At 40.1% G+C, this 12,135-nt stretch carries 12 protein-coding genes and 1 pseudogene; 6 read left to right on the forward strand and 7 right to left on the reverse strand.

Translation table 11 applies throughout. The annotated features are described in order from the left end of the window. Positions 1 to 329, forward strand: a pseudogene (locus tag FC24_RS11770) (MucBP domain-containing protein); the annotation flags it as partial. 132 nt (positions 330 to 461) lie between these two features. Here the strand turns inward: FC24_RS11770 and FC24_RS08100 are convergent. The 3 genes from FC24_RS08100 to FC24_RS08110 form a co-directional block, all read right to left on the reverse strand. After that, positions 462 to 2,066: a peptide chain release factor 3 gene (locus FC24_RS08100; RefSeq protein WP_057874389.1), complete on the reverse strand. Its 1,605-nt coding sequence runs from the start codon at positions 2,064 to 2,066 to the stop codon at positions 462 to 464. Positions 2,067 to 2,127: 61 nt separating this feature from the next. Continuing rightward, positions 2,128 to 3,456 carry a hemolysin family protein gene (locus FC24_RS08105; RefSeq protein WP_057874399.1) on the reverse strand — a complete coding sequence of 443 codons (1,329 nt, stop codon included), beginning with the start codon at positions 3,454 to 3,456 and terminating at the stop codon, positions 2,128 to 2,130. Between the two features lie 62 nt (positions 3,457 to 3,518). Continuing rightward, on the reverse strand, positions 3,519 to 4,634 hold the full coding sequence (locus FC24_RS08110) for an AI-2E family transporter (protein WP_057874390.1): 1,116 nt from the start codon (positions 4,632 to 4,634) through the stop codon (positions 3,519 to 3,521). A gap of 126 nt (positions 4,635 to 4,760) precedes the next feature. On the opposite strand from FC24_RS08110, the gene FC24_RS08115 reads away from it, so the two are divergent. Further along, on the forward strand, positions 4,761 to 5,198 hold the full coding sequence (locus tag FC24_RS08115; RefSeq protein WP_057874391.1) for a GNAT family N-acetyltransferase: 438 nt from the start codon (positions 4,761 to 4,763) through the stop codon (positions 5,196 to 5,198). Between the two features lie 57 nt (positions 5,199 to 5,255). Here the strand turns inward: FC24_RS08115 and ntdP are convergent, their stop codons facing one another. After that, positions 5,256 to 5,789, reverse strand: coding sequence for a nucleoside tri-diphosphate phosphatase (gene ntdP / locus FC24_RS08120; protein WP_057874392.1), 534 nt, complete (start codon positions 5,787 to 5,789; stop codon positions 5,256 to 5,258). A gap of 99 nt (positions 5,790 to 5,888) precedes the next feature. Continuing rightward, on the reverse strand, positions 5,889 to 6,704 hold the full coding sequence (gene recX / locus FC24_RS08125) for a recombination regulator RecX (protein WP_057874393.1): 816 nt from the start codon (positions 6,702 to 6,704) through the stop codon (positions 5,889 to 5,891). 159 nt (positions 6,705 to 6,863) lie between these two features. Here recX and FC24_RS08130 point away from each other — a divergent pair, with 159 nt between their 5' ends. Genes FC24_RS08130 through rlmD form a run of 3 tightly spaced genes read left to right on the forward strand, consistent with a single transcriptional unit; the run spans position 6,864 to position 9,366 of the window. After that, positions 6,864 to 7,301: a DUF3290 family protein gene (locus tag FC24_RS08130; protein ID WP_057874394.1), complete on the forward strand. Its 438-nt coding sequence runs from the start codon at positions 6,864 to 6,866 to the stop codon at positions 7,299 to 7,301. 1 nt (position 7,302) lies between these two features. Further along, positions 7,303 to 7,947 (forward strand): DUF421 domain-containing protein, encoded by a 645-nt coding sequence (locus FC24_RS08135; RefSeq protein WP_057874395.1) that lies wholly within the window; start codon positions 7,303 to 7,305, stop codon positions 7,945 to 7,947. Positions 7,948 to 7,977: 30 nt separating this feature from the next. After that, on the forward strand, positions 7,978 to 9,366 hold the full coding sequence (gene rlmD, locus FC24_RS08140; RefSeq protein ID WP_057874396.1) for a 23S rRNA (uracil(1939)-C(5))-methyltransferase RlmD: 1,389 nt from the start codon (positions 7,978 to 7,980) through the stop codon (positions 9,364 to 9,366). A 69-nt stretch (positions 9,367 to 9,435) separates the two neighbouring features. Here rlmD and galU read toward each other — a convergent pair whose 3' ends face one another. Beyond that, entirely contained in the window at positions 9,436 to 10,317 is an 882-nt protein-coding gene (gene galU, locus FC24_RS08145) for a UTP--glucose-1-phosphate uridylyltransferase GalU (RefSeq protein WP_057874397.1), read from the reverse strand. Between the two features lie 113 nt (positions 10,318 to 10,430). Next, positions 10,431 to 11,357 (reverse strand): YihY/virulence factor BrkB family protein, encoded by a 927-nt coding sequence (locus FC24_RS08150; protein ID WP_235807350.1) that lies wholly within the window; start codon positions 11,355 to 11,357, stop codon positions 10,431 to 10,433. 198 nt (positions 11,358 to 11,555) lie between these two features. Between FC24_RS08150 and FC24_RS08155 the strand changes: the two genes are divergently transcribed. Next, positions 11,556 to 12,008 (forward strand): flavodoxin, encoded by a 453-nt coding sequence (locus FC24_RS08155; RefSeq protein ID WP_057874398.1) that lies wholly within the window; start codon positions 11,556 to 11,558, stop codon positions 12,006 to 12,008. Positions 12,009 to 12,135 lie beyond the last annotated feature (127 nt).

Below are 12,135 nucleotides of genomic sequence, written 5' to 3' on the forward strand. Positions count from 1 at the left end.
CGCACACTGAACGAGTCAAGTATTACCGACAACCAGAGCAGCAATTGCCAACACCAGTACTTTTCCACCAAGCAGCTGCTATCCCCGGTTCACGCCGTGCGATTGTTGATTTCATCCCACAGCACACTTTACGAACTTGGACTCAACCTTATGGCGATGCTGCGACTTACGTTTCGCACGGACAAATTGTTAACATTATTCATGGCTTAATCTTGACCAACAATAGTGTTTGGTATGAACTTGAAGACCACACTTGGCTAGAAGAGCATTACTTAAAACTATTGTCAGCTGGTCAGCAGTTTACGTCACCAATTAAACGGTTAACTTAAAAATTGCGATTTAGAAAATCTATAGCTTAGTTAACGATGACATTATAGTAAAAAACAGGGTGATTCATTAATGAATCACCCTGTTTTACTACTGTCTCAGCGGACAATGTTTATAAGCCATTTAACACTCACTTATTCGTGACCAATGGCATCAGTAGACAATTTTTCAGTCAATTTAACGTCTGGATATTTTTGTTTAAACCACCGTTCTGCAAATTCATTTTCAAATAAGAACAAAGGTGCGCCTTGTCGATCACGTACCAGTAAATTACGAGAAGAAGACATTTTTTCATCGAGTTGATCTGGGTCAACCCAACGAGCAATTTTAGCACCCATCGGCTCCATCACAACATCAGAATGGTATTCATTTTTCATACGGAACTGAAAAACTTCAAACTGTAATTGACCAACCGCCCCTAAGATGTAATCGTCAGTCATATAAGTGCGATAAAGTTGAATGGCACCTTCTTGCACCAGCTGTTTCATCCCTTTATGGAATGACTTTTGCTTCATCACATTTTTAGCAGTTACTTTAACAAATAATTCTGGCGTAAATTGTGGCAATCGTGGAAATTCAATTGGCTGTTTCCCTGTATAAATGGTATCTCCAATTTGAAAATTACCGGTGTCATACAAGCCAACAATATCACCAGCTACTGCGGTTTTCACCGCTTCTCGACTATCCGCCATAAATTCAGTTGAATTGGATAATCGTAATTTACGCTGCGTTCGCTGCAATGTTACATCCATACCTTGATCAAACTCACCAGAACAAACGCGGACGAAGGCAATCCGATCACGATGGTGGGGATTCATATTCGCTTGAATTTTAAAGACAAAACCAGAAAAATCTGGTGCAGTTGGACTAAGATCTTGCCCACTACGCATTTTATGGGCTGCTGGCGCAGGCGCGTAGGTTAAATAGCTTTCTAAAAACGTTTTAACACCAAAATTAGTTAACGCAGAGCCAAAAAATACTGGCGTCTGCTGACCTTTAGCAATTTTGTCTGGATCAAATTGGTTACCAGCCTCACTTAATAATTGCACGTTCTCCAGTGCTTGCTGATAAATTGATTCTTGCTTTAAAGGATGATCTCCTTTAATCTCACCACTATCAGGGTCAATTGGTAAATAAGGATGCTGTTCATCTGTCGGATGATAAAGTGTCACCCGTTGATTATGCATATCGTATAAGCCTTTGAGTTCACGGCCCATCCCAATTGGCCAATTCATCGGATAAGCTTCAATATCCAGTAGTTCTTCTAATTCCGTTAATAAATCCAACGGTTCACGGCCATCTCGATCTAACTTATTCATAAACGTAAAAATCGGAATTCCCCGCATCCGACAAACTTTAAATAATTTTTTTGTTTGTGGTTCAATCCCCTTAGCAGTATCAATCACCATCACAGCTGAATCCACTGCCATCAAGGTCCGATAAGTATCTTCAGAAAAATCTTCGTGTCCCGGGGTATCCAAAATGTTAATCCGTTTGCCTTGATAATCAAACTGCATTACAGAACTAGTTACCGAAATGCCCCGTTTTTTTTCAATGTCCATCCAATCAGATTTAGCAAATTGGCCAGATTTCTTGCCTTTAACCGTACCAGCTTTGCGAATTACACCGCCAAACAATAATAATTGTTCAGTGATTGTGGTTTTCCCTGCATCTGGATGTGAGATAATTGCAAACGTCCGCCGCCGCTTTACGGCAGACGTTAATTCTGCTTTGTCCATAATCGTTTCCTTCCATAAAAAATTCGAGCTGCCGATTGGCTAAAACTCGAATCTAGTTGCGTCATTCAGTCATTTGGGCCTGCTTTGGCGGCTGCTGCTTCGGCAAAATCACCAGCACTTCTAGTAAACGCGAGCCTTCCACCGCACCAGTTTGCAGGCGCATTCCGTTTGCCAACGTTAAGGTTAATTGCTGTCCCAATTCAGGAATCGTGCCTAATTCAGCTAAGGTATAGCCTGCAATGGTATCAACATCAGGACTATCAATATGTGTTGCAAATAATTGGTTAAACTCATCTAAAGGCATATTCCCTTTGACCACATAGTGCTGCGCATCTAATTTGCGGTACAACACTTCAGCTTGATCAGATTCATCATCAATTTCACCAACTATTTCTTCCAAAACATCCTCGATAGACACCAAACCAACCAAACCGCCATATTCATCTAGCAAAACACCTAACTGCGTTTGTGTTTTTTTAAATTCATACAATAAACGGTCAATCATAATCGTTTCTGGAATAAATAGCGGTGACTGCATCACGTCTGCAATTTTAACGTGGTCAAACCCAACGCGATGAGCCTGTTGCAATAAATTCTTAATGTGGACGATGCCAATCACTTTATCTTTATCACCGCGATAAATCGGAATCCGTGAAAAATTATGCTGCAAAATCTGTTTAATATTTGTCGCATCGCCATCTTCAATGTTCAACATAAAGGCATCTGTTCGGGGCACCATCACTTCACGAGCCATTTTCGCCTGCATGTCAATGATACCTTCAAACATTTGAAACTCATCAGCTTCAATGACACCTGCTTTTTTTCCGTGCTCAATCATATCAATCATTTCCGCACGATTTAACTCTCGTTTAGTCTGGCGTTTAAATGAGCCGCCTACAAGCGACATCAAACCGCGAACCAGTAGTAATGCAAACCACGCCCAGGGTTTTAATAAACGCCATAAATTGAAAATTACAACACTGTAACGCTTAGCCGATTGTTCAGGGTGCCGTAGTGCTAATTGTTGCGGCACTAATTCACCACAGAGTAATAAAATTAAAATGGTAATTAACCCTAACAATAGCCAAATAAATGTAGCCGCCCAAGAAGTAATGCTAAAGTAAGCAATGCCTAAGCGCGTTAGACTAAAAATTGTACCAATAATGAGTAATTCACTTAACAAAGCTAAACTGCGCAAAACCGTCACTACCGCCAAACGGTGCGGCAACGTTGTCTTTAACCGTGTGGACTGATGATCATCATCACCTAGCCGCTGCGGCGTTATCTGTTTCATTAAGAAACTGAAAAATGTAAAAAACAAACTGAATCCAATGCCAATTAATAAAACGATCAACTGCACCCATATATAGCTATCCGGGTCAGAATTCATCGCTGCATCCACTCCGATCACTTCATTTACTTGTCAAATACTATCATGAAAACTGCTATTTTTCAATTTTCATCTTCATTAGTAGAAGATTTAGTCTGCTGTCTCAACCGATAAATCCCCCTAACATATTGCACCATTGTTTTGACAATGGCATAAAACGGCACTACCAAAATCATTCCCAATAAACCGGCAATGTTCCCCGCAACTAACAATAGAATAATGATAGTTAGCGGATGAATTGCTAATGTTTTGCCGATAACATTAGGATACACAAAATTGCCATCCACTTGTTGGACCACTACCACCACAACAATTACCAACACACACATCAACGGTGAGATGGTCACCGCAATGATTAATGCTGGCGCAATGCCGATGTATGGTCCAACATAAGGCATAATATTACAAATTCCAGCGATAAATCCTAATAAAAAGCTATAAGGTAATCCAATCATCAAATAGCCCAAAAACGTAAACAGCCCAACAAATAAACACTCAATTAACTGACCGGCAATATAAGCCGAAATCGTCTGGTTCATTTGTCGTAATAGTTCTGCCGCTTCTTCACCATACTTACTGGGCAGCATCCTTTGAATACTAGGAAGCAGACGTTGGCCATCTTTTAACATATAAAATAACATGATGGGGATGGTCAATGCTGTGATTGCGACATTAGTCACTGCCCCTAAAACACTGCCAAGACTACCGGTGAAAGAATGTAGCAAAGACTGCATCATGTGCCCAAATGAAACATTTAATTGTTTCACTAAGTGCTGCAAATCAATTCTTTGTAAAACCGGATTTTTAACTAATTTTTGCGCTTGTTGTGTCATGGCATCTGCCACAGCAGGTAAATTGGCCAATAATTGTGAAATTTGTGTCACTAAATTAGGAATTACTGCCCAGATCAACAACGCTAAGCCACCGAAAAAGAGTAGAAAAATAATTAAGATTGCCCAACCACGCGAAATCTTTAACCGGCCTAACCCTTTAATCAATGGATTAAATAGATAGAACAAAAAACCAGAAATTAAAATTGGAATAAATAACGTTGCGATGAAAGTACCAATCGGCGAAAAGATAAACCCAATTTTAGTACAAACATAAATCAATGTTGCAATAATAAGTGCTTCTAATGACCAAAATAATAATCGTGAATGGCGCAACCGCTCAAACAAGCCCAACACTTCCTTAAATTTGTCTAAAAACGTGCACTGATTGATTCCTACAATGTTATAATCATTTTACCAAATTTAATTTAGCGCTAACAGCACAATTTCCTGGCTGAGGAAAGGAGCCAGTTTATGCAAATTCTTCACACCACTAAACTTGACAGTCAAGTTTATCAGGACGCACTTGCCATCCGCAAAGCTGTTTTTGTTCAGGAGCAGCACGTTTCTTTAGCAGATGAAATCGACCAAAATGAAGCGCAAGCCTGTCATTTTGTCGGGTATTTAGCACAACATCCCATCGCAACCGCGCGTTTATTGCCAATTAACCCCACTACTTATCACATTCAGCGAGTAGCGATTATCCGCTCCCAGCGGGGAAATCATTTTGGCCGGCAATTATTTCAAGCACTCGAAAACTACGCTCGACGACAAAAGCACTTCCATTTAACGTTAAATGCACAAGATCAAGCAATCGGATTCTACCAACGCTTAGGCTTTCATGTCACCCAGCGTCCTGGTTTTATGGATGCGGGGATTCCTCATCACGAAATGCAAAAACAGTTAGTTTAAGCTAAAACGACCGTGGCAATTATGCCGCGGTCGTTTTTTGATCCAATTGACTTTCATTTACCGGTGCGCAAGTTCCAGGTAACGCTGATACCAAATATCAACATAAGCTTGTGAAAATGGCCCTTTTTGCTGATCTGACCAGTCCACTAAAATATTGACATTGGCTTTTAAAATTTTGTCAGTTGCGTTTGAATAACGCCACCGTTTCCGGTTCGCTGCGTATTCATCAACGTCTAACAATTTTCGTTCGCCATCCGGAAAAATTTTAACATCTAGATCGTAATCAATATACTTTAAAGCTTCACGATCCAACACAAACGGTGATGCCAAGTTACAATAATAGGAAACCCCATTATCACGGATCATCGCAATGATGTTGAACCAGTAATGGCGATGAAAAAAGATAATTGCCGGCTCTCGAGTAACCCAACGGCGCCCATCTGATTCCGTTACTAAAGTATGATCATTACAACCGATTATTTCGTTCTCCGATGTCTTTAAAACCATCGTGTCACGCCACGTCCGGTGTAAACTTCCGTCATGTTTGTAACTTTGGATCGCGATCGATTCCCCTTCTTTTGGAATGCGCATACGCTAACCTACTTTCTGACGTTTGTTAAATTGAAGTTGATAACACCGAATTATCATGAACATTATAGCAAATTTTTCTGTAAATGACGACGTTTTTGGTTAATCATTTCCTGCTTTTTCCGTTTCTACTGGTTGCTCAGCCAAAAAACGATCGATTTGCAATAAAGCAAAACCTTTACGGTAAAGCTGTTGTTTTGTTTTTTGCCGGCGTTGCTTATCCGGATAGCGCGCATTTTTATGCCAAGCTTTCTGTCCTTGTTGGACTAATGCTTGCCACTCTGTTGCATCATCTTTTTGTAAATCTAAACGGTCCAATAACTGGCTAACTAAATCTTGCGGATACCCTTTTTGTCGTAAACCCAAGCGAATTTTTTGCTGCTGTTGGCGAAAACTTAAGCGCCGGTAGCGATAGGCTAATTTTTGTGCCACTTTTAGCCCACTAGCTAACAACGCCTCATCAGAATATAAATCCAGTGCGTTTAAGATTAATTCTGGCGCAATTCCCTTTTCTTGCAATTTTTTTTGAATCACAATGGGGCCCTTATCACTAGTTCGTTTCATCGTCCGGACATAACTTGCAGCGTAATTGGCGTCATCGACTAATTTTAGTTGGTGTAGCCGCTCAATGACCTGTTGCCGAACTGGATAAGTCACATCATGCTGCTTTAAATACCGCCGAACTTCCATTTCAGAACGCAGTTGGTGGGCTAAATAATTCAACGCCAGCTGATAAGACTGTGCTTTTGCCTCAGCCGCAGTGATTTTTGCCTGCAATTGCGCGTCAATTTCTAAACCCTTCGCTAACCGAAATTGAATTAACACACTTTCACTGACGGGAAATGCGTATTGTTCATCCAAAAAAATATTGTAGCGGCCCTTACGCTTTTGCGCCGAAATTTTTGTAATGGTTGCCACTAAAATTGCCCCCCTATCGTCAGCTATTTTACAGTTACTTTCTAGCGTGTTTTCATTATAACAAGCCCGTTTGTAGATGCAACTACACCGATGCTCCTCCTAGTTCAAACTAAGCCTATGGTATACTGAAACAGCATTCTTCATAAAAGGGGCTAAGCCATGCAATACTATTCTTATCAACAATTATTAGCACAGGGCAACCGAGCCGTTCTTTGGCGCTATGGTTTTTTAATCCTGCTTTCATTGATCACCGTAATTTTACTAATTCTATTTTTATACCATCGCAATGAAGGTAAGTACCGTGAGCTTCTAATTATTTTTGCGCTGAGCGTCTGTTTATTAGGTGGCATTCAATTGAGCCACTACCAGCAATATCAAACTAGTTTAGACCAAAATGCACAGATCATCCACTTTTTAAAAACGGTTAGTCGTGACCAACAAGTATCGTTAAGCCAGCTTAAAACAACGCAAACAACACTAACTGACCATATGCTTTTAAAGGTTAAGCACCGCTATTATCAAGTGACATTTGATGAACATTATAGCAGTTATCAACTACAACCAGCCCGCTTGATTCACGATCGGCAGGTGAAGTGAGTTGTTTTCTTATCTTGAAATTGGCTTAAAATTTGCTTTAGGGTTGGTTTGTGTGATTGTCCAAATTAACTTATTAGGCAAAGGCAATCTAACGCCTACTAGTGCCATCGATCAAATTCAAAATTACGTCTTAGGTGGCATTATTGGCGGTATGATTTACAATACAGATATTACATTGCTGCAGTTCTTTTTAATTTTATTGATTTGGACTTTAATTGTACTAGTCGTCAAATTTATCAGTGATCATAACCGCCATTTAAAGCACTTTGTTACCGGTGAACCACACACTATTATCAAAAATGGTCAAATTTTGGTGAATGTCGCTACTCGATTCGGTCTCAGCGGCAGCGAATTATCTTTAAAATTACGGACAGCCGGCGTCGATGACCTTAGTAAAGTCAGATGGGCTGTTTTAGAACAAAATGGTCAATTGACAGTCACCATGCAAGGTGCGGATAGCATCCGTTATCCATTAATCGTCGACATGGTTATTAACCCAACCGTTCTAGAACTCATCGGTAAAGATGAAGCTTGGGTTCAAGAAAATCTTCGGCAACAAGGCTACCAGCTCAGTGATGTTTACTACGCTACCTACCGTCATCAAACTTTACAAGTCACTGCTTATCCACAGGCAGCAGCGCACTAATGCGCTTTTTAAAATGAAAGGAAAAGATTCATGCCGCAAAAAAAATATTATCATCACATTCAGATTGGACAGCGTTTTCCCTTAACCATTAAACGTTTGGGAATCAACGGCGAGGGAATCGGTTATTACAAGCGCACCATTGTCTTTGTTCCAGGCGCATTACCTAGTGAAGTGATTGTTGCAGAAGTCACTGCAATCGCACCACGTTATGTCAACGCTAAAATCCATCGTCTTCGGCAAGCTAGTCCTCAGCGTGTACAACCAAAAGACAGCGATTATTATGGTAAAGTCGGTGGCATTGAGTTAGAGCATTTAAATTATGCCGGCCAGCTAGCTTTTAAAGTAGATGTTATCAAACAAGCATTGGAAAAATTCAAACCTCAAGGCTACAAACACTACCGGCTACCAGAAACGATTGGCATGACAACGCCTTATGCCTACCGGAATAAAGCCCAATTTCAAGTTAGACGACACAATGGCCATGTGGCAGCTGGATTATACCAACCTCACAGTCATCGCCTGATCGACTTAAAAACATTTAGTACCCAGCGACCAGCGACCATGAAAGTCATCCGGCAAGTCGTTCAATTGTTAGAAGAACTTGCCGTCCCGATTTATGATGAACAGCACAATTCAGGCATCGTTAAAACATTAGTCGTACGTGAATCCTTTAGTACTGGCCAATTACAACTAACGTTCATCACAAATTCACAAAAGCTACCGCGAAAGCACCAATTAATCAGCCAAATTCAGACAAAACTACCGCAAGTGACATCCATTATGCAAAATATTAATCCTGGACGTCAGTCTCTAATCTGGGGAAAACAAACAATTAAGTTAGCGGGTACAGAGACCATCACCGAAACTTTAAATGGGGTAACCTTTAAATTATCTGCTCAAGCTTTTTTTCAATTAAACCCGCAACAAACTGCTAAAATGTACCAATTGGTTCAACATGCCTTACAATTAGCACCCGATGAAACATTAGTGGATGCTTACTGTGGTGTGGGCACCATCGGATTATCGTTAGCACACACAGCTAAAGAAGTCTGGGGAATGGATACTGTTTCTGAGGCCATTACGGATGCCCAGAAAAACGCCGCATTAAACCATATCAGTAACGCGCACTATCAGGTTGGTAAAGCTGAAGTACTATTACCACAATGGTTAAAAACCGGCTTTAAGCCAGATGCACTTGTGGTAGATCCACCACGTACTGGTTTAGCCAAACCTTTGCGTGATGCCATTTTAATCAGCCGTCCCAAAAAGTTTGTTTACATTAGTTGTAATCCATCTACTCTAGCACGTGATCTGGTTCAACTCACAAAAATTTATCAGGTCGATTATATTCAGTCAATTGACATGTTTCCACAAACAGCTCGGGTTGAAGCTGTTGTACGGTTAGTACGTAAGAAATAGTCAGTACCCTTAAAAAGCACAAATAGCGTACAATCCAGTAACAGGATTGTACGCTATTTAATATAACCGCTATTTGCTTAAGCGTTGTCCTAACTTAATTAAGTAATCACGCAAGTCATCTTTAATTTCTGGATGGTGCAATCCAAATTCAATGTTAGTGGTTAAGTAACCAAGTTTACTGCCAGTATCAAACCGATCACCAGTAAATTCACGTGCAAAAACGCGTTGGGTTTTATTCATATGATCAATAGCATCCGTTAATTGAATTTCACCGCCTGCATCTGGTTTTTGAATGTCTAAGCTTGCAAAAATTTCCGGTGTAAACAAGTAACGTCCAATAATTGCAAGGTCACTAGGTGCTTTTGAAGGCTTAGGCTTTTCAACAAAATTACGCACGTTGTACAAACCCTGTGCAGTTTCTGAAGCTGGATTGATAACACCATATTTTGACACTTCATTATGTGGCACTTTCATAACAGCTAACGTTGAAGCATGAACGCGGGCATAATCATTCATTAATTGCTTTGTCAAAGGTACCTTTGATTGTGTAATGTCGTCTCCTAACATCACGACAAACGGTTCATCAGCAACAAAATCTTTAGCTAGGCGTACCGCGTCACCTAGACCTTTAGGGTAAGGTTGCCGGACAAAGAACAATCGCACACCAATGTCGGTTGTGCTCTCCACTAATTTTAGCAATTTATCTTTGTGCCGTTTTTTTAATACCATTTCCAATTCTGGTACAGAATCAAAGTGGTCTTCAATCGGCCGTTTTGCCTTACCGGTTATGATGAGCATATCTTCAATTCCCGAGGCTTTAGCTTCTTCAACCAAAAATTGAATGGTTGGCACGTCAACGATTGGCAGCATTTCTTTTGCCATCGCTTTAGTAGCCGGTAACAATCGGGTTCCTAAACCAGCTGCCGGAATAATTGCTTTACGAACTTTCATAAACAGACTCCTTTTCCGATTCACAACACTTCTGTTAACCAAAAGTGGCGCTATTTATAAGATAAAGCGCTTAAAATAGATTTAATACGCCTATATTATAGCGTATTTTTATCTTATCTGATAGTCTCATTCTTTTTACGTTCTAGCAAGTGTTGCACCCGATTCTGGCTATACTCAACATCACCATAAAAGGTATATTGCACCACCACATTCACCATTGCACCAAACATGACAATCCAAGCAGAAAAATCTAACCACAATAACAGGACAATGAAAAAACCGATCGTCCCATAACTTAAAACCGTTTGTGCAAAATACCGTACGTAAAGTGAAAATAGTTGCGACAAAAGTAACCAGCTAACCGTCGTCAATAACGCACCAGGAAAGACACTGCGTAACCGTAATTTGACATTTGGTAATAAATAATAAATCAATAATAGCATCAAAAAAGCCACAATAGTTGTAACCGGCCATTTTAATGTGCTAAATAATTGTGGTAAATCAAAGGGAATGTTCAATAATGGGGTTAGCCAATCTAAAATTTGTTGACCAAAACTAAACACCAAAATTAGAATCACCAGGGCGATTGCTAGAAACAAAGTCATTAGCATCGATACAATCCGTAGTAAAATTGGATTTTGTCGGCCTAACACGCCATAAGTACGATCCATCATCCGCTTTAACGCATTAATGCCACGACTAGCTGCCCATAACGTCCCGATAGCACCAAAAGATAATAAACTACCACTACCATTAATAATGAAGTGACGTGCGATCGGTAAAATTTGTTTGGCAATTTCGGGTGGAAAAGCCGTAATCGCATAATCAATTAAATTTCGACCATCAATGTGTAGCAATGGCACAATGTTGCCCGCAAAAATAATCAGTGGAAAAAGGGACAGTAGTTCCCAAAAAGCCACTACCACTGCTGCATCGTTGATCCCTGAAGTTTTAATTTGCGCGATTAACAAATAAATAAAACGGCTACCACGCTGGCGACGACTCATGGGAATAACTTGATGTAATTTTCTTTTTGCCAAACTATTCCCTTCCTTTCACAGCGAGCAGTACAGATAACTGTATCATTTTAACACGAAAAGCAAGGACGACCTAACTTCCCAAAAATTCAGCAAAACATTTTCATTAACACTAATCTTTGCTATAATCGATCTGAATTAATCACATGCGCCTACTATTTTAGAGAAATAACTAGTTTTGCGCTGTAAGGAGTTAATAAGATGACACAAGCACACATTGTTTACGCTAGCATGACGGGTAATAATGAAGAAATTGCAGATATTGTCACGGACGCCTTAGAAGATTTAGGCGTCTCTGTCGCTGTCGACGAAATTTCACAAGCGGATGCAGACGATTTTGCAGACAGTGATATTTGCATCATCGCTACCTATACTTATGGCGATGGTGAATTACCCGATGAAGCACTTGACTTTTATGACGATTTACAAGAAGAAAATTTAAGCGGCAAAATTTATGGTGTTTGTGGCTCCGGTGACACTTTCTATGATGATAGTTTTGGAAAATCTGTAGACGATTTTGCAGCTGCCTTTGAAAAAACTGGTGCAACCAAAGGGGCAGAAAATGTTAAAGTCGACTTAGAAGCTGAGGAAAGTGACATTGAGCATTTAGAGACTTTCGCAAAAAGCTTGGTAGCTAAAGCGCAAGCTAATTAGCATTTAAATATAAAAAATCGTGTTTTGGTTATTTTAACCAAAACACGATTACGAGCAGTCCGTTACAGTTTAATTAGGGTCTAGAATTTTTGGTGTTGGAAAGTATTTCCATTCCAAAAGTACTAGG

Source organism: Loigolactobacillus rennini DSM 20253 (assembly GCF_001436505.1).
Taxonomy (GTDB): domain Bacteria; phylum Bacillota; class Bacilli; order Lactobacillales; family Lactobacillaceae; genus Loigolactobacillus; species Loigolactobacillus rennini.

Bases quoted from the DNA above. Each gene is read 5' to 3' on its own strand.
- rlmD (WP_057874396.1), top strand. From the start codon at position 7,978: ATGCCGCAAAAAAAATATTATCATCACATTCAGATTGGACAGCGTTTT.
- FC24_RS08115 (WP_057874391.1), top strand. From the start codon at position 4,761: ATGCAAATTCTTCACACCACTAAACTTGACAGTCAAGTTTATCAGGAC.
- ntdP (WP_057874392.1), bottom strand. From the start codon at position 5,789: ATGCGCATTCCAAAAGAAGGGGAATCGATCGCGATCCAAAGTTACAAA.
- FC24_RS08100 (WP_057874389.1), bottom strand. From the start codon at position 2,066: ATGGACAAAGCAGAATTAACGTCTGCCGTAAAGCGGCGGCGGACGTTT.
- galU (WP_057874397.1), bottom strand. From the start codon at position 10,317: ATGAAAGTTCGTAAAGCAATTATTCCGGCAGCTGGTTTAGGAACCCGA.
- FC24_RS08105 (WP_057874399.1), bottom strand. From the start codon at position 3,456: ATGAATTCTGACCCGGATAGCTATATATGGGTGCAGTTGATCGTTTTA.
- FC24_RS08130 (WP_057874394.1), top strand. From the start codon at position 6,864: ATGCAATACTATTCTTATCAACAATTATTAGCACAGGGCAACCGAGCC.
- FC24_RS08155 (WP_057874398.1), top strand. From the start codon at position 11,556: ATGACACAAGCACACATTGTTTACGCTAGCATGACGGGTAATAATGAA.